Raw genomic sequence first — 19,852 nt, forward strand, 5'->3', positions numbered from 1 at the left:
ATTTCAAAATCCATTATGAAAAATCTTCAATAGGGTAGTCGTATATTATTAAAAAATCTTACACTATAAAACCATAAGATTACAACCGCGTATATCTGCCTGATCAAACCTGCCTAAAACCTCAAAATGAGAAGAGTCTATCTCTTTCCCTAGATCCTGAGTTGCAATAAACGGGCATGAATTTATGTTTGCCAGATCAATAACATTTATGCCGCCGGTTTTATTTTTAGGCAGCGCACTTAAAGCATCTTCTGTATCTCTAATCAATATGCGCATCCACGGCGGAGTTGTGAAAATGCCGCCACCCGTAGAATAGCCCTGAGAGAGTAATTCTGTCATCCCGTATTCACTATGAATGTGGCTTACGCCAAAACCTTTTTGTAAGATCTCATGCAATTCTTCTCGTACCAATTCTTTGCGGCGACCCTTCATCCCGCCGGTTTCCATTACGATGGTGTTTTTCAGGTTAAAGTTGAAATTCTCAACCAGATCGAGCAAGGCAAAAGAAACACCTATGAGAAGCACTTTTTCACCAGATTTATCGAGGTTTTTTAGTTTTTCGCTTAAAGCGAAAAGGTCTTTAAGATAAAAGCCGCTGTCTGGTTTTTTGCTGTCTTTTATCAACCGATCTACCATATAAATGAGAGAAGAACCGCTGCGCTCGAGATAGGAAGGCAGCAAAGCAAGCACCGTGTAATCTTCTATATTACCATAATGGTGTTTAAAACCTGCTAGAAAACTTTGCTCATAAAGAGAGACATCTGTCACATAATGAGAGCTGGTCTGGCTGCCTGTAGTTCCACTGCTGGTAAAGATAACTTCTGCGCGTTCCTGAGAAGCAATTATATGATGAGATTTAAAGAATTGAATGGGTAAAAAAGGTATGTTTTTAACCGATTTTACCGTGTTTAAGTCGGTTTTTATAAGTCGGCAAAAATCTGCATACACCTTATTGTATTTAATTTGATGAGCAAAAGCCTGCAGTGCGATTTGCTCAAATTGCTTTTCGTTTTTTATGTTGAAAATTTCGCTGTTATTCATGGTGCTAAAAACGGGGCAAAGTTATTCAAAATTAGCCTGAAAGCACATCAATTACTCTGCCTCTTTTAAAGCGGCAGATTATTTAAACGTTATGAATAAGACCGTCTAATGTGAACGTGCAATTAAATAGTATATTTACGTCTAGATTAAATTAGCACTATAATGAAGAAAAAGGACATCAAGATTCTTTTAGTTGATGACGAACCAGATATTCTTGAGATAGTGGGATATAATCTCACCAACGAGGGATACCAGATTTTTACCGCAGAGAATGGTAAAGAAGCTGTAAAAATGGCAAAGAAAAGTCAGCCACATCTCATAATTATGGATGTAATGATGCCTGAGATGGATGGGATTGAGGCTTGCGAAATTATACGTAAGAATCCTGATCATGCAGAGACCATTATCGCTTTTCTTACTGCCCGTGGTGAAGATTATTCTCAGGTTGCAGGCTACGATGCCGGTGCAGATGATTATATCACTAAGCCTATAAAACCCAAAGTTCTTGTAAGTAAGGTGAAAGCATTACTGCGACGCCTTAAAGAAGATGCAGATAAAGATGCTACCGTTAAGATAGGAGATCTTATTATTAACAGGGAAGAATACAAGATCATAAAAGATAAGAAAGAGATGGTACTGCCTCGTAAAGAGTTTGAACTACTTTCTTTGCTTGCTTCAAAACCCGGAAAGGTATTTAAAAGAGAAGATATTCTTGATAAAGTGTGGGGCAACGAAGTTGTTGTAGGTGGCCGCACAATAGATGTGCATATACGTAAGTTAAGAGAAAAAATAGGAGATAAGAAATTTAAAACCATCAAAGGAGTAGGTTATAAATTTGTAGTATAATGTCTACCAGTTTTAAGAAATCTTATCGGTTTGCAACATATTCTTCTTTATATATAACCTTGTTTATAACGCTCTTGTTGAGCGTTTTTTTGTACTCTCAGGGCGCTTTTAAGTGGTATTTTCCCGTTATTTTAGGGGTCTCCTGCTTTGTTTTTTGCTTTGCTATTTTACAAATACGAGTAGAGCGATTCATTTATAAACGAGTAAAAAAGATCTATGATGATGTCTCTTTGTTAGATTCTACTACCTTGAGACGGGGACAAATCACTACAGATATGTCTACCCTTACAAAAGAAGTAGAGCGCTTTGCTGCCAGCAAAAAGCTGGAGATAGAATCTCTTAAAATACGTGAAGAATATAGAAAAGAATTTATGGGGAATGTTGCCCATGAATTAAAAACTCCTCTTTTTACAGTACAGGGTTACATACTTACGCTTCTAGACGGAGCGATGAAAGATAAAAGTGTTAGGAAAAAATATCTCCAGAGAGCAGAAAAAGCGGTAGAACGGCTTATTTATCTGGTTAGTGATCTGGACATGATCTCAAAACTTGAAGTGGGTGATCTTAACTTGCGCTATGAGTATTTTGATATTGTAAGCCTTGTAGAAAATACGTTTGAGTTGCTTGAGATGAAAGCTGCTAAAAAGAACATCACACTTACTTTTGATACCATTTACAAAGATCCCATTTACGTGAATGCAGACAGGGAGCGCATACAGCAGCTGCTTACAAATTTGATCGTAAACTCCTTAAAGTACGGTAAACAGGATGGCACCACAGAAGTATCAATAGAAAATCTAATTCAGAATAAGGTTATTGTACGAGTTACCGATAACGGTGAGGGAATTTCTTCAGAACACATCCCACGTTTATTTGAGCGTTTTTATCGCGTTGATAAGAGTGGTTCAAGAAGAGAAGGAGGTTCAGGACTTGGTCTCTCTATCGTTAAGCACATTATTGAAGCGCATGACGAAAAGATTTATGTAGAAAGTGATTTTGGAGTTGGATCTGAGTTTTCGTTCACCCTCGAAAAGGCCGAAGAGCTTCCCGAAACTGCCCTCGTTAACGATGACCTTATTGGCTAGACTTTCAAATCCTTTATAGACTTTTACCTTACTTAGATCTTTGAGTTTAAATTTTTCCTGCGTGTTGTAAGGTATAAGTCCTTTTTTCATCAAACGTTTAGCCAGATACTCCTGTTCGGTTTGTCCTGGTGTGGGTATAAAAAAAGCTTTTTTGCCTAACTTCACGAGATCCATAATTGTAGTATATCCAGATCTGCTTATAACAAGTGCGCTGCTGTTAATGGCTGTATTAAGATCTTGAGAATTCATAAAATTATAGATCTTAATGTGATTTTTTGTTTCACTTTTCTGCTCTTCTTCAACTACGCCTCGCACAAAGAGTACCTGGCCCCGATAATGTTTTAATTCGTGTAGCAGAATCTCTTCCAGATCGCTGCGTTGAGGTTCTGGTCCAGACAGAAGAACCATCACATCATAACGCTGTTGTTTTTCTATTTTTTCTAATCGCGATAAAGGCCCTATATATTTGACGGGGATTTCAAAGTGTTCCGGGTGACCTAATTTTCCGCTTAGGTTAATTTTTCCATCTAAGTCTGGTACCCAGCATTCATCAAATCGTTTTATGTACCTTCTATGGATAGCAGAGGTAAGCTTTGTTGTATTTCCGCTTAAAACCTGCAATTGATGTGTGATGAAAACAGTAGGTATTTTATCATGGTAAAGCCCAAGTCTGTTATCTGAGATAACCCCGTCAATTTTTTGCTCCTTGACCAGGTTTTTAAGTATAAATCGCTCCTGATTTATAGCACGCATAACTTTAGGGCTGCGCAAAAGCATCTTCCACTTAAAATTACTGCCTTTTCTGGCATATTCTATTTGGTAAGAAGGCAAAACAATGGTTTGCTCTGCAGGAAATTCTTTCATCAATAAAGCAAGCGCAGGGCCATCAGAACCTATAATGACATCAAAGCCTTCTGCTTTTAGAGCATGAATTATGGGCACGCATCGTGTAGCATGACCGAGACCCCAATTAAGAGGTGCAACTAAGATAGTCTTATTCTTTTGCATTAATGCAAATATGAAACACTAATAAATTTTGAAAGTTTCCTTAATTTTAATAAAATATTAAAATTGATGTATCAAAACGAGATATTTGCAATTTAAAGGTGATAATTAACCCTGTAATTTAAAATTATCGTGAAGTGCATCTCTATTCATACCGCATCTTTCATATAAATTTTTTACTCTTGCAGGAGTTTAGCAATATTTTTTTAACAGAATAGTACAGTTGGGAAGTAAGAACAAATTAAAACGCTTTCGCGAAAACGAAACCTTTGCCAATGTAATTCAGCCTACCCGGGAAGAATTAGTTGATGGTGCTTTTGACCTAAAAGGTAAATGGAGTGAGCAATTCTTTAAAAATTCAAATCCGTTAGTTTTAGAATTAGGATGCGGTAAAGGAGAGTATACAGTAGCTCTTGCAAAACAAAATCCTGATAAGAATTTTATAGGCATAGATATAAAAGGTGCTCGCTTCTGGCGAGGAGCAAAAACAGCAATTGAAGACGGATTATCTAATGTGGCATTTATAAGAACACAGATAGAACTTGTAGATCTTGTTTTTGCAGCTGGTGAGGTTTCAGAGATATGGATAACTTTTCCTGATCCTCAAATAAAATTTCAGCGCACCAAGCATAGAATGACCAATAGCGAGTTTCTTCAGAAATATAAAAAGATTCTAAATGCAGAAGGCTTTATGCACCTAAAAACCGATAGCGAGTTTATGCATGGTTATACGCTGGGATTGTTGCATGGTGAAGGTCATGAGGTTTTGTATGCACATCATGACGTTTATAAGAATTATTATTCACCGCAGGAGGTTATTGGTATACAGACATTTTATGAAAAACAGTACCTTGAGGAGAATAAGAAAATAACATATATAAAGTTTAAGATAAAATAGAGTTTTGATAGAGACCGTCAAGCTTTTTGCCATTACATATGTTGCTGCTTTTGCCGGGGTTGTTCCGCCGGGACTGGTCAATATGACGGTTGCCAAAACATGTCTTAATCAGGGTAAAAAAAGCGGAATTCTGGTTGCTGTGGGAGCTGCGTTTATTGCTCTTATACAAGCCCTAATCGCTCTTATGCTTGCAAAATATATCTTCAACAATCCTTATGTGCAGAATATCCTTTTACGCACGGGCGTTGTGGTTTTTATCTTATTAGGCGTTTACTTTTTTCTTTCAGCAAAAAAACATAAAGTAAGACCTACCCGCATCCCTAAGCATGCCGGGGTGCGCAGTTTAGGCAAAGGTGTTTTTATTTCCGCATTAAATATTTTACCTATACCTTATTTTTGTACTATTGGCGCTGCCCTTAATATAGGCGGTGCTGTTTCCTATCATTTTTTTGCAGTTGCAGCCTTTATGTTAGCAGCTTCTTTAGGTACATTTTCTGCTTTATACCTTTATATTATTGGTTTTAATAAGATAGAAAAGCGGTCTGCAAATCTGTCTAAATACAGCAACTATTTTATGGCTTGCCTTATGCTGGTACTTGTGATACTTACACTTATACGCATGTATTATTCTTAAACGTGGCAGCAGAGAAAGACTTCTTCAAAAGAGTTTACGAGGTAGCAAGCCAGATACCTTATGGCAGAGCGACCTCTTACGGTGCGATCGCCAGATATTTGGGCGCTGCAGGTAGCGCGAGAATGGTGGGGTGGGCGTTAAATAAATCTGGAAATATGCCAGATGTTCCTGCGCATAGGGTGCTTAATAGAAAAGGTATTTTAACGGGAAAACATCATTTTGAAGGGACTAATCTTATGCAGCAGTTGCTCGAGAGTGAAGGTTTTGTAGTTAAAAACAACGAGGTTATTGATTTTAAGGAAAAATTCTGGGACCCACTTGAGGAAATGGGTCGTTAAACCCAATCAACACAAACAATCTGCAGATCAATCATTTCAATTTTGAGCCTTCCGTTTCTTAAGTTTTCACCTTATATTTGCATTTTAGAATCAATCTAATTAAGTAGTAACGTGAAGTTAGAGAAGAACGAAATATTAAAGTCTTTAGAGACAATATCAGCCCCGGGCGAAGGAAAAAATCTTGTAGAAAGTGGCGCTGTAACAAATGTGGTAACTTTTGGGGATGAGGTGATTGTAGATGTGACTATAAACAACCCCAGTTTACAGGCAAAAAAGAAAATCGAGGTTGAGATCATGAAAGCTATTCATGCTGAAGTGCATCAAAAGGCTCAGGTAAAAGTTAACGTTCGCGTTGATGCACCAGAGAAACCTAAGAATGAAATAAAGGGTAATCCTATTCCCGGTATTCAAAATATTATAGCTGTAGCGTCAGGAAAAGGCGGTGTAGGTAAATCTACAATCACTGCAAACATGGCTGTTACACTGGCAAAAATGGGTTTTAAAGTGGGAGTGCTCGATGCAGATATTTACGGGCCATCAATACCCATTATGTTTGATGTAGAGAATGAGCGACCACTATCTGTAAAAATAGACGGTAAAGCAAAGATGAAACCTGTAGAAAATTATGGTGTAAAGATTCTGTCTATAGGCTTTTTTACCAGACCAGATCAGGCAGTTGTATGGCGTGGACCTATGGCGTCAAAGGCGCTTAATCAAATGATTTTTGATGCTGCATGGGGAGAATTAGATTTTCTTTTAATAGATCTTCCTCCGGGCACAGGTGATATTCATTTGAGTATTATGCAGGCAATGCCGGTTACTGGCGCGGTGGTAGTAAGTACACCTCAAAATGTGGCTCTCGCTGATGCGAAAAAAGGCGTTGCTATGTTTCAGCAGGAAAGTATTAACGTTCCTGTTTTGGGAATAGTTGAGAATATGGCTTACTTTACACCAGAAGAACTACCTGAAAATAAATATTATATCTTCGGCAAAGATGGAGCAAAACATCTGGCAGAAGATCTGGGAGTTAGGTTATTGGGTCAGGTGCCTTTAGTACAAGGCATAAGAGAAGCGGGAGATGTAGGTCGCCCGGCAGCTTTACAAACTGCAACTGCCTTAGAAACTGCATTTGAAGATATAACCAGAAATGCCGTAGAAGAACTCGTGAGACGTAATGATGACCTGCCTCCTACAGAAGCGATCAAGATTACAACCATGGCTGGTTGTTCTGCAATAAAAAAATAGAAGATGAACGATATCGAACTCAAAACAAAAGTTGAAAATGCGCTGGAAGAAATACGTCCTTTTTTACAAAGCGACGGGGGAAATATCTCACTTCTTTCAATTGAAGACGGAACTACTGTTAAGGTTCAGCTTGAGGGCGCTTGCGTAGATTGCACGGTTAACCAGATGACATTGAGAAATGGTGTTGAACTAACTATTAAAAAACACGCTCCTCAAATAGAGCACGTAATAAACGTACAAGCTGAAGATTCTAAAAGCAGATTTTCCTGGTCACCTAAAGAATAAGAGTATTTATCATAAATATAAAAAAGCCTCCTTATTGGAGGCTTTTTTATTGTCTTGAATTTCAATAGATAATTTCGCTCAAAGCGAAAAACAACTTTGATATTCAGAAAAAATCGTCAGAAACAGCGCTAAAATCGGTTGAAAACAGGTAAAAAACGACTGATTATCAAAATTTTAACCAGATTTTACATTTAGCTAATACTGATTTTAGTAAATTAAAGTGTTGATTTTTAAGACTTCATCATGTTTAAAAATACTTTTGTTTTATTTATCTGTACATTGATAATTTCCGTTTGTAGCGGTCAGGAGAAGGTTTTGGTATTTACAAAAACTAACGGTTTTAGACATTCTTCAATAGAAGCCGGTGTAGATATGATCACCAATTTGGGTAACGACAACGGATTTTGGCAGACAGATCATACTGAAGACCCGGCAGCTTTCACTACAGAAAATTTAGCTCAATATGCAGCAGTGATCTGGTGCAATACAACAGGTGATGGTTTGCTTAATGCAGACCAACAAGCAGCTTTTGAGAATTTTATCAATGACGGTGGCGGTTATGTTGGCATTCATTCTGCTACAGATACTTATCGTGATGGTAGTTGGCCGTTTTATAACGAACTGGTAGGCGCAATAATACAAACAAGTCCCAGTCATACCAGCAATGATCATCTGGCAACAATGACGGTTCTTAATTCACATCCCGCGGTAGATTTTATGGGCGACAGCTATACAAAAGTTGAAGAGTATTATTACTGGAAAATAAATGGCGGTTACATCTATCCTGAAAATATTAATTTACTTGAAGTAGAACGTACGGGTGACAATGATTATGATGAGGCGCGCCCCATTTCCTGGTATAAGGAATACGAAGGCGGCAGGTCATTTTATACTGCTATGGGTCACAATGCTTCAGATTATACAGATGATGCTACTTTTATAAAACATGTTGAAGAAGGCATAAAGTATGTGCTAAAAATCACCTTAAATGTATCAGAAATCGGTCAAAATATGCCGATTTTCGCTTTGCCTAATCCATTTCAGAATAATCTGCAATTTCAAATTCCTGCAGATAATAAGAATACAGAAATCTCAGTTTCTAATATGCTGGGTCAGAATATCTTTAAAACCACGTTAGCAAGTTCAAACCTCAATCTTGACACTTCTTCATGGCCTAGGGGATTATACGTTGTCAGGTGGCAAACCGATATCACAAGCGGAAGCAGTAAAATACTGAAGCAGTAAACAGCTATGCGTTTCTCGTAAATTCATTACCTTTAAGATTGCAATAAATTAAATCGAGAAATGGGTAAGAATGTAAATAGACGAAATGCTTTAAAGAATATGGCTTTAGGAACATCTGCAGTGGGTTTTGGCCTTGCGGGGTTAAGTTTTAAGGAGCCGGAAGCAGATATTTCATTAACTAAAAATGAGCATTCTCCCGGTCTTAAAGGCAACATCAATCATTCTGCTTGTTACTGGTGTTACAATACTATTCCCTTAGATAAATTTGCGCCTGATGCTGCAAAATTGGGTTTGGTCGCGGTAGATCTATTACGACCAGAAGAATGGGAAGTAGTTGAGCAATATGGTTTAAAATGCTCTGTCGCTACAGATACATTTGCCAGTATTACAGATGGGTTTAATGACCCCGCAAACCACGCTAAATTGCAAGAACAGTATTCAAAACTTATTTCTCAAGCTTCCGCGAAAGATATCCCAAACGTTATTTGTTTTAGTGGCAACAGAAGGGAACTCAGCGAAGAAGAAGGTCTGACCAATTGTGTGACCGGTTTAAAACCACTGGTTGCCCAAGCCGAAAAAGAAGGTGTAGTTCTCATTATGGAGCTGCTAAACAGCAAAGTTAATCACCCAGATTATCAATGTGACCATACAGAATGGGGAGTAGAACTTTGTAAGCGCCTTAATTCAGATAATTTTAAACTGCTTTACGACATCTACCACATGCAAATCATGGATGGTGATATCATTGCTACCATAAGAGAATATCACCCCTATTTTGCGCATTATCATACGGGCGGTGTGCCTGGGCGCAATGAGATCAATCAGTCACAGGAGCTTAATTATCCTGCTATAATGCAGGCGATCGTAGATACTGGTTTTAAAGGTTATGTCGCCCAGGAATTTGTGCCTACTTATTCAGATAAGATCGCTGCTCTTAAAGAAGGCGTGGATATCTGTGATGTTTAAATCTGCCAGATAGATATTATCTTTTCAATTATCTACTAATTAGATCATTCTAACAATAGTAAAACCTATAAATACTTTAAATTTGCGAGCTTAAATAAGCCAAAGGCTATTCAACAAGTTATGCAAGATATCACCATTACCGTTATAGACAGAGAAGGAGTAGCCCACGCGCTCGAGGCTCCCACAGATATGAACCTTAACCTTATGGAAATTTGTAAGATGTACGAACTTCCGGTAGAAGGTACTTGTGGCGGTATGGCTATGTGCGCTTCTTGCCAATGCTACGTGCTGTCTGATCATAAGCTTAACGAAATGGGCTATGATGAGGAAGCCATGCTTTCTGAAGCTTTTAATGTAGAAGAGAACAGCCGTCTGGGTTGCCAGATTCCTATCACGCCAGATCTTAACGGACTTGAAGTGAAATTAGCTCCAGAGAGTTAATCTGTAACTTTCTCTTTTACTAAAGGCAGGAATCGCTCAACAAACTCTTTATAGGCTAAAGCCGAAGGATGCAAGCCATCACTGGCTACCAATTCAGGTTCTTGCACGCCGCGCTGCGTTATGTCTGTAATATTTAAAAAAGTTACTTCCTGTGCTTCAGTGGTCGCTTTCGCGAAAGCGTTGTAATTTTCAAGTTCGTTAGATATTTTTTGAGGATCAGAGGTGCTTTGACCATAAGGTGTGAAAGCATAATCTGGAATAGAAACCACGATCACATTATTTTTATCTCCGCCTGCCAGCCTGATTGCAGTCTGTAATAATTCAGGGAATTCTTTTTCATATTGACTAAATGGACGGTTTTGATACTGATTGTTTACACCAATCAATAGTGTCACCAGATCATAATTATCATCGGGATTATCTTCTTCAATAGCATGTATAAGTTCATCTGTGCGCCAGCCTGTGGTCGCAATTATTTTAGTTTGAAGAACAGAATCATTAGATGTATTAAAGGCTTTTTCTAATTGTAGGGGAAAACTACACTCATTACACACACTTTGGCCAATTGTATAACTATCGCCCAATGCCAGATAATTGAGGGTTCTCTCGTCCTGATTTATTGACCCGGAAAGAGATGCATTTTGTAGGTCAAAACTATCACCACTACTACATGCTGAAAAAGTAAGTAAAGTGATCATTATTGTTTTGATAGTATTGAGATGCTTGTTCACAAATTTCATAACTTATATACGCTTTTTGATTAGCTTTAGTTTTGCAAATAATATTTTCAAGAGGTTTATATAAAGAGATAATTCCTGTTTTCCACTTCTTATTAGACCTTGTGAAATATGGGTTTATCACCTTTATAATAGGGTTTGTTTAGGTTGATTTCTGATTTTCAGCACATTAAATTTGGTTATATATCTAAAGTATTTTAACTAATTTAAATAATCATGAAAACATTAAATTATGACTTATTAAGAAAACCCTTATTAATCGTTTGTATCGCAGCGGCTTTGTCGTCATGCGAAAAAGATCCTGTCACTCTTGCGTTGCACAGTCCTGTTTATCCCTCAGGTAGCGAGGCTGTAACTTATACACTTGAGCGAGTTTCTTCAGGGAATATAAATTCTGCTGAATTATATGAAACTGTAAGCACAATTAACAGTAGCGGAACCATAACTTCTACCGGTACTGAAAATTTATTGCAAAGCTGGACAAATCCCGGAGGCGACCTTAATTTTACTAAAAGTAGCGGTAATGGGAATAACAAACTTGTCACTTATAGATGGAGGGTTAACACTCCTGAGCAAACTAAATCGTTTGTGGTTTCATACGCCACAAGACCTTATCCTGTTGCAAACATGCCGGCACCTGTCTATGTTCAGGGTGATCCTGATGATGTTTTTGATGTGGTATTTATACCAGATACAGATATTAGCAATATCAACGATTTTTATGATCACTCCAGGCGCATGATAAGTGAATCATTCTTTGATGAACCTAAAAGCAGATTTTGGCGCAGGCAATATAATTTTTACATAAACCCTCAACGGGGGACTGCAACAGATTATGATCAGATTTCTACAGCGGGAACACATCAGGTACCTTCTAATAATGCGAATTTAAGTTTTGCCGAAGGAAGAGTTTTAATGCATCAAAATAACCTGCGCGATTATGCGTCAGGAGGATTATATTCCTCAGAAATGCAAAACCGGGGTACAATACTGCATGAATCGGGTCACGGACTTTTTGATCTGGCAGACGAATATGGAGGTGGATCTCATTTTCAAACAGATCCTTATCCTAATACCTGGCCCAGTCTTGCGGCTGCGCAGGCTGCAGCATCAGATTATGGCAGCTGCAAGACAGCGGCAGATGCTGCACAGATAGGTTCTGATAGTTGGTATCATTTATGTGTTTCTAATTGTCAAATGATCACGACAGGATTAACTCATACTTCCTATGATTGCCCCGGTCAGTACAGAATTAATTATGCAATGTTAGATAACGCTATAAACTGAATATTATGAAAACACTTTATAGATTAATCACAATTCTGATCTTGTTACTTTTAGGTATTGTAGCGACTGCTCAGGAAAAAACCGAAACAGATGATGAAGTAAGAGCTCGTGTAGAAAAAAATACTTCACCATACACACCTGACTATTTTTCAAAAAACCAAAATGGTATTTACGTACTTGAACTTACTGTAAAAGAGGGCCAAATAGTAAATGATAATGCAACTATTAAAGAAGTTGCAGGTAAAATGCCTTATTCAACAGGTGATTTCAATATACGACTACTAGGTGGGCAACAAGAGGTCATTGCTAACTTAAAAATGCAGGATCCTCTATTGTTAAGATCTTGTGACGAAGGTGAAACACATCTTTCTAATTTAAAAGAAGGAAGAATCTTTATTCCTCTCCCAAAATCTAATAAAATCACCAATCTCGAATTTTTTAGAGGCAAAGAGAGAATAGGAGGCATTGATGTAGCAAGTCTTATTAGGGAAATTTCAAATTAAATAGCTTCCTGCACAAGGTTAGAAATTCACTTTCTTGTGCAGGAACTTACTTGAAAGCTTAATTTTCAGGCAACGCATAAGCCACAATTTCATTTCCTTTTTCTGTTCCTAACTTTTCACCGCCACAAGCCAGGACAATATATTGCTTGCCATTAATCATATACGTTGAAGGTGTTGCGAAAGAAGCGGCGGGCAATTTAGTTTTCCACAGTAATTTGCCGGTATTTCGATCAAAAATCCTGAAAAATCCATCTTTTGTAGCAGCGATCATCAGTAAACCATTTTCGGTGATTATTGGTCCGCCATAATTTTCTGTTCCCGTTTCGGGAATTCCCTTGTCAACAAGTGATTTTACGCTTCCCAAGGGGATTTTCCATAGATAATCACCGGTATTTAAATCGAGCGCATTTAAAGTCCCCCACGGCGGAGTGATACCCGGTAGACCATTACTGTCTAAAAATTTATGGTAGCCTGTGTGGCTATACGGCGGAATATTAGCTGTATCTATCAGCGTACTCGCAACTTCTTTTTTCTCCTCACCAAATAGGAAAGACACCAACGCATCTTTTTCATCATCTTTCAAAAAGGTAAATCCGGGCATCATTCCTTTTCCATTAGAAATAGTGCTAAGTGCAGCTTCTTTGGTCAATCGTTGATGAATATTTTGTAAAGAAGGATAATTACTTGCAGGCAGGCCTTTGCGATCTTTTTGATGGCAGGAAGCACAGTTGATATTGTAAAGAGATTCTCCCGGAGATTCTCCCATGATATCTTCAGCTTTGGTTTCTTCAAGCTGAAGCGTCCATGCCATTTCGTTAGAATTTATATATAGAATTCCATTTTCAGGATCTGCTCCGGCACCGCCCCATTCGGCACCGCCATCATAACCGGGCAATAGCAAAACAGGATCAAGTCCCGGCGGAGCAAACATACGTTTATCGTGAGCGTTTAATATTTTCAGCAATTCTTCTTTGTTTTCAGCAAACGGACTAATATCATATTCGGTTAAATCTTTAGCCTGTCTGGCAAAAGGCAATGGCTTTACGGGCAGCGGCTGTGTAGGCCAGGCTTCTTCCCCGGGAAGGTTAGAAGCAGGAACTTCTACTTCTTCAATATCAAAAAGTGGTTCGCCGGTTTCTCTGTTAAAAACGAAAACATAGCCCTGTTTTGTGATCTGCGCTACAGCAGCGATCTTCTTGCCGTCTCGTTCTACCTCAATAAGATTAGGCGGTGCAGGCAGATCCCGATCCCAAATATCGTGGTGCACAAATTGGTAATGCCAAATTAATTTACCGGTATTAGCATCGAGCGCAAGAAGACTATTTGCGTACAGACCGCTGCCTTTTCTTTTAGCGCCGTAAAAATCGGGAGCGGCAGAACCTGTGGGAACAAAAATAATCTCACGATCTGTGTCAACAGCCATTCCCGCCCAATTATTGACTGCGCCTACGCCTTCATTTTTATACGCTTCGGTATTCTCCCAGGTTTCATAACCTGCTTCTCCCGGATGTGGAATCGTATGAAAAGTCCATTCCAGTTTCCCGGTGATCACATTAAAAGCACGAATATCACCCGGCGCAGCATCTGCACCTTCAGATAGGCGCACAGGCATGATAATGAGGTTTTTAAAAATCGTTCCCGGCGTGTTTGAAATGATGAATTTATCTTTGGCACTTTCGGGCAAACCAGTATGCAGATCTACCGCGCCGTTATCGCCAAAATCGGGTATAAGCTGGCCATTATCGGCGTTTAGGGCATATAAATTGGCTCCAATTGTTCCCAGAATTCGCTTGTCTTTTCCGTCTTCACTTTCCCAATAACTTACTCCGCGGCTTGTACTGTGCCATGCTCGTAATGGATCGCCATAACGCCAGATCTCTTTTCCTGTTTCCGCGTCAAGCGCGAAAATTTGAACTGCCGAAGTAACGCCGTAAACCTTGCCATTTACCATTAGCGGATTCATCTGCATTTGCCCGCTATCTGGTGCTTTATAGATCCACGCAATCTCAAGATTCTGCACATTGTCCGCAGTTATCTGATCTATTTTTGAAAAGTGATTTCTGTCGCTTCCGCCCAGATATTGTGACCAGTTTACAGTGTCAGGTTTTTTCGGTTCATCGTTACAGGAAATCAGTATTAAGACACTTAAAATCGGTAAAAAAGAGCGGATTTTCATTTAATCTGTTTTATAATCAATTAGTTTTTGAGGGCCTTCAAGAAGTACTCGCACAATTTTTAGCACGCCATCATCTGTAGTGGCGATTTGCCATTTTATAAGCGAGATTTTTCCATCTTCTATTTCAAGTCCTGTTATGCTTCTTGGGTGCACACAGCTACCATCATTAAAATAAGCGATATCACCAGGCTCGGGAAAACGTGGCCTGTGCGTGTGCCCGGTTATAGTAAAACGGTTTTTATTATTTATGATCCATTTTTTGGTGCGACGCTCTACTTTAATAAGTTCGGTGTAGTTTTTTGCCGGACTGGTAGGATCTGAAATTCCTGCAAGATTAAGCGGTCGCCAAAGCACGCGTACCATAAACCGATTAATGCGCCAGCCTACATAATTCATCCAGTCGGCTTGATGACCATGACAGAGAAAAAGTTCCTGCCCGGTTTCGGCATGTTTTAGAATTATGGCTTCGTTGATTTTAATGCCTGGAAACAGCGGTTGATCTTTGCCGGTTTTGTGATCAAAAAAAGTATAGAGTGTGTTTTTTACGTAGTTCTCATTGCGATAAACCATATCATGGTTTCCCCAGATGAGGTGCAGCCTGTTTTCTGAATAGAAAAGTTGCATGAGATCATAAATATTCTGGTGAGACTGGTGTATAGTTTTAAACGACAGGTTTTCCCAAAGTTCATCGCCATCACCAAGTTCGCAGTATATAAAATTTGCTTTGTAGTATTGTTTTAAGGCGTGGTAGTAGATGTTGCGGTTATTTGCAAAATCATCAGAACCGCTGTTGTCGCCACGATGGCAATCGCTAAAGAGGATAATCTTATCAGCATCAGTAAACGGGATTACCTTTGCATTTTTATAAGCTCTGTCAAAACGAGCAGTTGACGACATCTAGTATCTTTTGAGTTAAAGATACAAATATGGCCTTAAAATTTATACGGCGACATTTTCCCTGATTTCTAGCTCGATTCCGTTCCATAACTGAATGCGTTTTTGCAGAGCTTTAATAGAAACTTCTTCAATTTCCTGCCATTTTTTAGCATCGTCGCCACACAATTCTGAAACCATTTGTAACGCCATTGGGCCGTGCTCATCACCATCAAGTTCTATGTGGCGATCAAAATAATATTTAAAAAGAGTAAGATCTTTTTTAGGAAAATTCTGCTGAATATTGCCAATTATCTGCGTAAACATACCCGGAATCAAGTCTTCACGACCAAAGGTAAAAGCAGCGGCAATTTTATGCGGTTTACCTTCAGTAATCACTTCAAACGTAAAGCGTAAAAATTTCTTCACACTTTTTGGTAGTTCGCTCACGGCAATAACCAGAAAAATATCTGTCCCATGAATTATGTGTTCAAGAAATGAATTGATATGCTGTGTAGAAGCACCTGCTTTCTTCATCGCGTCCAGATACATTTCAAAATGACTCTGGCGTTTTCCGTCAAGATTGATGTCAGTTTCTTCGGCAAGTACGATCTCGTTGATGAGATAACGAACCTCCGGATTTCCCAAAGGATACCACGGAGTTCTGGTTTGTGTAAGACTGGTTTGCAATGATTTTAAAAGCGACATAAAATCCCATACCGCAAATACATGATGCTCCATAAAACGCTGCAAGTCTTTAGGCGTTTTTAAAGAGGAATATAAAGGGTGATCAAGCAGTTGTTCCTGATACGGTAAAATAGCTTTTTTTACGTCTTCAATCATAGGTCTTCAGCATTAAGGCGCAAAATTATAAAAGGATGACAACAAATTAAAAGATATCGCCCTTAATTATCTTCATACCAGTATTATTTAAATGCATTGAGGCCGGTAATGTCTAAACCGGTAATAAGCAGGTGAATATCATGCGTACCCTCATAGGTAATCACGCTTTCAAGATTCATCATGTGGCGCATGATGCTGTATTCTCCCGTGATTCCCATTGCGCCCAAAATCTGGCGTGCTTCGCGGGCGATTTTTATGGCCATATCAACGTTATTGCGTTTTGCCATAGAGATTTGTGGCGAGGTGGCTTTGCCTTCATTACGTAAAGTGCCCAAGCGCCAGGCGAGTAATTGAGCCTTGGTAATTTCAGTGATCATTTCGGCTAGTTTTTTTTGCTGAAGCTGAAAGGAACCAATGGGCTGGCCAAACTGCATTCTTTCTTTAGAATATCGCAAAGCGGTGTCGTAGCAATCCATCGCTGCGCCAATTGCGCCCCATGCGATACCAAAACGAGCGGAGTCCAGACAACCCAGCGGGGCGCCCAAACCTGATTTATTCGGTAATAGATTTTCTTTAGGCACTTTTACATTGTCAAAAATAAGTTCACCGGTTGCACTGGCGCGCAACGACCATTTATTATGAGTTTCAGGAGTTGAGAAACCTTCCATTCCGCGTTCTACTATCAGACCATGAATACGATCATTTTCATCTTTCGCCCAAACCACAGCGATATCTGCAAAAGGCGCATTAGATATCCACATTTTAGCGCCATTGAGCAAATAGTGATCACCTTGATCTTTAAAGTTTGTGGTCATCCCGGAAGGGTTAGAACCGTGATCAGGTTCTGTTAGACCAAAACATCCCATAAATTTACCACTGGCCAGTTTAGGCAGATATTTTTTTCGTTGTTCTTCATTACCGTATTTCCAGATAGGATACATGACGAGCGAAGATTGCACAGATGCAGTAGAACGTACGCCAGAATCACCACGTTCTATCTCCTGCATTATGAGTCCGTAGGAAATCTGATCCAGCCCAGCGCCGCCATATTCCTCCGGAATGTATGGGCCAAAAGCACCAATTTCTGCCAGACCGCTAATAATTTGTTTCGGGAATTCAGCTTTTTGAGCGGCTTCCTCAATTATTGGCGACACTTCCCGCTTTACCCATTCTCGCGCTGCACTGCGCACAAGTTTGTGTTCTTCTGTGAGCAGGTCATCAATATTGTAATAGTCGGGAGCTTCAAAAAGATCTGGCTTCATGTAAAATGATTTGTAGTAAATTTAAGGAGAATGATAGCTTAAAGTATTCTTATTATAGTCGTTTTTTAATATCCATTCTTTGATTTAGAATCCTAACGATTTCCACATTATCATTTTCAACTTTTCTATAGAAAATGAGATGTGATTTGATTTTGGTGACACGATAGTTTTTTCGGGTTTGTTCAGCAGATTTGCCTATTAGATAATTTTCCGCTATAAATTCAATCTCACCAATTATTAAGTCGTAATATCTATCAGCTTGATCTTTAGACCACTTATGAAATGTATAAATCCATATTTCGTTTAAGTCGTCAATCGCTTGTTTACTTATGCGATACGTTTTATCACTCAAAGTGTTTGCTGTGCAATTCAGCTAAATTTTGTTTAGGATCAAAATCATCTGCAAATCCGCTCTGTTCCCCCACTTTAAGAGCTTTAATCAGCTCTCTTTCTTTTTTTTCTTCATGTTCTAGCATTCGTAGTGCAGCACGTATCACCTCGCTTACAGAAGTATATCTGCCAGATTTCACCTCGTCATTGATGAATTCCTCAAAATGACTTCCCAGTGATATTGATGTGTTCTTTCCCATTTTGACTATGTGTTTAATCAAATATACCAAAACTTGGTAATGCAATATATAGCTTACGATTAATTAAATTAGAATATGTTCGGCAGACCTACAAGGTTGCTAAACCTTGCAGGTCTTTCAGGAAAAGGGTGACGTTTACATCTTCACATAAAAATCCTTAACTAAAGCGATATAATCTCCTGTGTAGTTATGGCGGGAGTTTTCGATAATGAGCTCACTTGTTTCTGGCGTTGTATTTTGAAATGAAAAAGCCATTAATGAGCGCTTTTCCTCACTTGCCGGAGTACCTTTTACGCGTGTGATTTTTAGTGGAAATAAACCGGCTTTTTCGGCTAAAAAGGTGAATTCTTCTTCACGCTTTCGCGGAAGCACAACACAGAAAACACCTTCATCAGCTAGTAATTTATGCACCGCACCAATTATCAGCTCAAAAGGCATAGAATCGTCAAATCTGGCCTGATTTCTGGCTTCTGATTCTGTTTTTTGATCCTCATTAAAAAATGGCGGATTGCAAGTTATCAGATCGTAAGATTCCTCAATTTCTGTGGCAAATTCATACAGATGTGCATGGTAGCAAAACAAGCGATCACCCCAATCTGAATTTTCAAAATTAGAAACTGCCTGCTCATAAGCGTCTTCATCAAGCTCAAGCGCGTCTATGGTTTCGGCATCGCTGCGCTGTGCAAGCATGAGTGCAATAATTCCGGTGCCGGTACCAATATCCAGAATAGAATCAGGATACTTATCAAGCATTGCCCATGCGCCCAGCAGAACGCCGTCTGTACCTATTTTCATGGCGCAGCGATCCTGCTCGACGGTAAATTGCTTAAAGCGAAAAGGTTTAGACATTTAACTATTGTGCGATAGCCGCTTCAATTTTTGGTAATATTTGCTCTTTTGTGAAAAATCCAGTTCCTAAAACTTCAACTTTATTACCAGTTTTCAATAAAAGAGAAGGGAAGGTTTTTGCGATTTTTGAAGAAGCAAATTCTGCTCTTGTTTCAGCAAGGTTTTCATCGCTTAGCCAAGTTTTTTCAAAATCTGCAGTTGGCAAATGCATCATTTTAAGCACCTCGAGATAAGTCTCTTTTTTGTCCAGACGCTTGCCCTCAGCAAACAATGCTCTTTCTACACCTTTAGCAAAAGTGATGGTCTTAGCAGGATATAAATTGTCTATCGCCACGATCGCCGCACAAGGTTCAAGGCTGCTAAACGAGTATGAAGTATCTGCCGCAAGATCATAGTAAGCAGGTGAAACGTAAGCGCCGGTTTTACCAAGCATCCCGGGAAAATGCCCGTTTACAAACTCAAAGTAAGAAGCGCCACCCTGTGGAGCATCATCACCCAGCCACATGCCGCCAACCTGCAACTTAATATCCATCTTGCCTTCAAGCGCATTTTCGATCTCCTCAATATTGCCACTGTTACTGTAGCACCAGCTGCATTGCGGGTCCATCACATAAATAAGTTGAGGTTCTTCGGTTTGTGCATTTCCTAAAAAGCTCAGGGCGAAAAGGAATAGCGTCAATGCAAATTTTATATTTTTCATCAT

At 39.1% G+C, this 19,852-nt stretch carries 22 protein-coding genes and 1 pseudogene; 12 read left to right on the forward strand and 11 right to left on the reverse strand.

Going from position 1 to position 19,852, the window contains the following annotated elements; genetic code table 11:
- Positions 1-63 precede the first annotated feature (63 nt).
- A complete protein-coding gene (locus ACH3PA_RS08320) occupies positions 64-1,041 on the reverse strand; it encodes an acyl transferase (RefSeq protein WP_416445269.1) in 978 nt (325 codons plus the stop codon).
- Positions 1,042-1,203: 162 nt separating this feature from the next.
- On the opposite strand from ACH3PA_RS08320, the gene ACH3PA_RS08325 reads away from it, so the two are divergent.
- Together ACH3PA_RS08325 and ACH3PA_RS08330 are read left to right on the forward strand one after the other, a co-directional pair.
- A complete protein-coding gene (locus tag ACH3PA_RS08325; protein WP_416445267.1) occupies positions 1,204-1,887 on the forward strand; it encodes a response regulator transcription factor in 684 nt (227 codons plus the stop codon).
- Entirely contained in the window at positions 1,887-2,972 is a 1,086-nt protein-coding gene (locus tag ACH3PA_RS08330; RefSeq protein ID WP_416445265.1) for a sensor histidine kinase, read from the forward strand. Before ACH3PA_RS08325 ends, ACH3PA_RS08330 begins: the two co-directional genes overlap by 1 nt.
- 39 nt (positions 2,973-3,011) lie before the next feature.
- Here ACH3PA_RS08330 and ACH3PA_RS08335 read toward each other — a convergent pair.
- Positions 3,012-3,980 (reverse strand): annotated as a pseudogene (locus ACH3PA_RS08335) (glycosyltransferase); the annotation flags it as partial.
- Positions 3,981-4,200: 220 nt separating this feature from the next.
- On the opposite strand from ACH3PA_RS08335, the gene trmB reads away from it, so the two are divergent.
- The 8 genes from trmB to ACH3PA_RS08375 all read left to right on the forward strand — a co-directional run bounded on the left by trmB (position 4,201) and on the right by ACH3PA_RS08375 (position 10,029).
- Positions 4,201-4,875 carry a tRNA (guanosine(46)-N7)-methyltransferase TrmB gene (trmB, locus tag ACH3PA_RS08340; RefSeq protein WP_416445263.1) on the forward strand — a complete coding sequence of 225 codons (675 nt, stop codon included), beginning with the start codon at positions 4,201-4,203 and terminating at the stop codon, positions 4,873-4,875.
- A gap of 4 nt (positions 4,876-4,879) precedes the next feature.
- Entirely contained in the window at positions 4,880-5,509 is a 630-nt protein-coding gene (locus tag ACH3PA_RS08345) for a LysE family translocator (RefSeq protein WP_416445261.1), read from the forward strand.
- A gap of 2 nt (positions 5,510-5,511) precedes the next feature.
- A complete protein-coding gene (locus tag ACH3PA_RS08350) occupies positions 5,512-5,847 on the forward strand; it encodes an MGMT family protein (RefSeq protein ID WP_416445259.1) in 336 nt (111 codons plus the stop codon).
- Positions 5,848-5,958: 111 nt separating this feature from the next.
- Positions 5,959-7,092, forward strand: a complete 1,134-nt coding sequence (locus ACH3PA_RS08355) for a P-loop NTPase (RefSeq protein ID WP_416445257.1) — start codon at positions 5,959-5,961, stop codon at positions 7,090-7,092.
- Positions 7,093-7,095: 3 nt separating this feature from the next.
- Positions 7,096-7,377: a NifU family protein gene (locus ACH3PA_RS08360; RefSeq protein WP_416445255.1), complete on the forward strand. Its 282-nt coding sequence runs from the start codon at positions 7,096-7,098 to the stop codon at positions 7,375-7,377.
- 243 nt (positions 7,378-7,620) lie between these two features.
- Entirely contained in the window at positions 7,621-8,622 is a 1,002-nt protein-coding gene (locus tag ACH3PA_RS08365; RefSeq protein WP_416445253.1) for a ThuA domain-containing protein, read from the forward strand.
- Positions 8,623-8,682: 60 nt separating this feature from the next.
- Positions 8,683-9,588: a hydroxypyruvate isomerase family protein gene (locus ACH3PA_RS08370; protein WP_416445251.1), complete on the forward strand. Its 906-nt coding sequence runs from the start codon at positions 8,683-8,685 to the stop codon at positions 9,586-9,588.
- A gap of 120 nt (positions 9,589-9,708) precedes the next feature.
- A complete protein-coding gene (locus ACH3PA_RS08375) occupies positions 9,709-10,029 on the forward strand; it encodes a 2Fe-2S iron-sulfur cluster-binding protein (protein ID WP_416445249.1) in 321 nt (106 codons plus the stop codon).
- Here ACH3PA_RS08375 and ACH3PA_RS08380 read toward each other — a convergent pair.
- The gene (locus ACH3PA_RS08380; protein WP_416445247.1) at positions 10,026-10,769 is read right to left on the reverse strand and encodes an SGNH/GDSL hydrolase family protein; all 744 of its coding nucleotides are present in this window, start codon (positions 10,767-10,769) and stop codon (positions 10,026-10,028) included. The genes ACH3PA_RS08375 and ACH3PA_RS08380 overlap by 4 nt on opposite strands.
- Before the next feature lie 213 nt (positions 10,770-10,982).
- Between ACH3PA_RS08380 and ACH3PA_RS08385 the strand changes: the two genes are divergently transcribed.
- Positions 10,983-12,053: a hypothetical protein gene (locus tag ACH3PA_RS08385; RefSeq protein WP_416445245.1), complete on the forward strand. Its 1,071-nt coding sequence runs from the start codon at positions 10,983-10,985 to the stop codon at positions 12,051-12,053.
- Positions 12,054-12,058: 5 nt separating this feature from the next.
- Positions 12,059-12,556 carry a hypothetical protein gene (locus ACH3PA_RS08390; protein ID WP_416445243.1) on the forward strand — a complete coding sequence of 166 codons (498 nt, stop codon included), beginning with the start codon at positions 12,059-12,061 and terminating at the stop codon, positions 12,554-12,556.
- A 58-nt stretch (positions 12,557-12,614) separates the two neighbouring features.
- Here ACH3PA_RS08390 and ACH3PA_RS08395 read toward each other — a convergent pair whose 3' ends face one another.
- The 8 genes from ACH3PA_RS08395 to ACH3PA_RS08430 form a co-directional block, all read right to left on the reverse strand.
- On the reverse strand, positions 12,615-14,732 hold the full coding sequence (locus tag ACH3PA_RS08395) for a PQQ-binding-like beta-propeller repeat protein (RefSeq protein ID WP_416445242.1): 2,118 nt from the start codon (positions 14,730-14,732) through the stop codon (positions 12,615-12,617).
- A complete protein-coding gene (locus tag ACH3PA_RS08400) occupies positions 14,733-15,629 on the reverse strand; it encodes a metallophosphoesterase (RefSeq protein WP_416445240.1) in 897 nt (298 codons plus the stop codon).
- A gap of 42 nt (positions 15,630-15,671) precedes the next feature.
- Positions 15,672-16,448: a DUF3050 domain-containing protein gene (locus ACH3PA_RS08405; protein ID WP_416445239.1), complete on the reverse strand. Its 777-nt coding sequence runs from the start codon at positions 16,446-16,448 to the stop codon at positions 15,672-15,674.
- An 83-nt stretch (positions 16,449-16,531) separates the two neighbouring features.
- On the reverse strand, positions 16,532-17,710 hold the full coding sequence (locus tag ACH3PA_RS08410; RefSeq protein ID WP_416445237.1) for an acyl-CoA dehydrogenase family protein: 1,179 nt from the start codon (positions 17,708-17,710) through the stop codon (positions 16,532-16,534).
- 52 nt (positions 17,711-17,762) lie between these two features.
- Positions 17,763-18,062 (reverse strand): type II toxin-antitoxin system RelE/ParE family toxin, encoded by a 300-nt coding sequence (locus ACH3PA_RS08415; RefSeq protein WP_416445236.1) that lies wholly within the window; start codon positions 18,060-18,062, stop codon positions 17,763-17,765.
- On the reverse strand, positions 18,055-18,300 hold the full coding sequence (locus ACH3PA_RS08420) for a type II toxin-antitoxin system ParD family antitoxin (RefSeq protein ID WP_416445235.1): 246 nt from the start codon (positions 18,298-18,300) through the stop codon (positions 18,055-18,057). The genes ACH3PA_RS08415 and ACH3PA_RS08420 overlap by 8 nt, the downstream gene beginning before the upstream one ends.
- Before the next feature lie 135 nt (positions 18,301-18,435).
- The gene (locus tag ACH3PA_RS08425; RefSeq protein ID WP_416445233.1) at positions 18,436-19,149 is read right to left on the reverse strand and encodes a tRNA1(Val) (adenine(37)-N6)-methyltransferase; all 714 of its coding nucleotides are present in this window, start codon (positions 19,147-19,149) and stop codon (positions 18,436-18,438) included.
- Positions 19,150-19,153: 4 nt separating this feature from the next.
- Positions 19,154-19,852 carry a DsbA family protein gene (locus ACH3PA_RS08430; protein WP_416445231.1) on the reverse strand — a complete coding sequence of 233 codons (699 nt, stop codon included), beginning with the start codon at positions 19,850-19,852 and terminating at the stop codon, positions 19,154-19,156.

It is taken from the genome of Leeuwenhoekiella sp. A2, assembly GCF_047946655.1.
In the GTDB taxonomy this organism is placed as follows: domain Bacteria; phylum Bacteroidota; class Bacteroidia; order Flavobacteriales; family Flavobacteriaceae; genus Leeuwenhoekiella.

Excerpts from the sequence above, each read along its gene's own strand:
- ACH3PA_RS08325 (WP_416445267.1), top strand. The coding sequence starts at position 1,204 with ATGAAGAAAAAGGACATCAAGATTCTTTTAGTTGATGACGAACCAGAT.
- ACH3PA_RS08410 (WP_416445237.1), bottom strand. The coding sequence starts at position 17,710 with ATGAAGCCAGATCTTTTTGAAGCTCCCGACTATTACAATATTGATGAC.
- ACH3PA_RS08430 (WP_416445231.1), bottom strand. The coding sequence starts at position 19,852 with ATGATGAAAAATATAAAATTTGCATTGACGCTATTCCTTTTCGCCCTG.
- ACH3PA_RS08390 (WP_416445243.1), top strand. The coding sequence starts at position 12,059 with ATGAAAACACTTTATAGATTAATCACAATTCTGATCTTGTTACTTTTA.
- ACH3PA_RS08375 (WP_416445249.1), top strand. The coding sequence starts at position 9,709 with ATGCAAGATATCACCATTACCGTTATAGACAGAGAAGGAGTAGCCCAC.
- ACH3PA_RS08370 (WP_416445251.1), top strand. The coding sequence starts at position 8,683 with ATGGGTAAGAATGTAAATAGACGAAATGCTTTAAAGAATATGGCTTTA.
- ACH3PA_RS08405 (WP_416445239.1), bottom strand. The coding sequence starts at position 16,448 with ATGATTGAAGACGTAAAAAAAGCTATTTTACCGTATCAGGAACAACTG.
- ACH3PA_RS08395 (WP_416445242.1), bottom strand. The coding sequence starts at position 14,732 with ATGAAAATCCGCTCTTTTTTACCGATTTTAAGTGTCTTAATACTGATT.
- ACH3PA_RS08385 (WP_416445245.1), top strand. The coding sequence starts at position 10,983 with ATGAAAACATTAAATTATGACTTATTAAGAAAACCCTTATTAATCGTT.
- ACH3PA_RS08400 (WP_416445240.1), bottom strand. The coding sequence starts at position 15,629 with ATGTCGTCAACTGCTCGTTTTGACAGAGCTTATAAAAATGCAAAGGTA.
- ACH3PA_RS08320 (WP_416445269.1), bottom strand. The coding sequence starts at position 1,041 with ATGAATAACAGCGAAATTTTCAACATAAAAAACGAAAAGCAATTTGAG.
- ACH3PA_RS08425 (WP_416445233.1), bottom strand. The coding sequence starts at position 19,149 with ATGTCTAAACCTTTTCGCTTTAAGCAATTTACCGTCGAGCAGGATCGC.
- ACH3PA_RS08420 (WP_416445235.1), bottom strand. The coding sequence starts at position 18,300 with ATGGGAAAGAACACATCAATATCACTGGGAAGTCATTTTGAGGAATTC.
- ACH3PA_RS08330 (WP_416445265.1), top strand. The coding sequence starts at position 1,887 with ATGTCTACCAGTTTTAAGAAATCTTATCGGTTTGCAACATATTCTTCT.
- ACH3PA_RS08380 (WP_416445247.1), bottom strand. The coding sequence starts at position 10,769 with ATGAAATTTGTGAACAAGCATCTCAATACTATCAAAACAATAATGATC.
- ACH3PA_RS08360 (WP_416445255.1), top strand. The coding sequence starts at position 7,096 with ATGAACGATATCGAACTCAAAACAAAAGTTGAAAATGCGCTGGAAGAA.
- ACH3PA_RS08365 (WP_416445253.1), top strand. The coding sequence starts at position 7,621 with ATGTTTAAAAATACTTTTGTTTTATTTATCTGTACATTGATAATTTCC.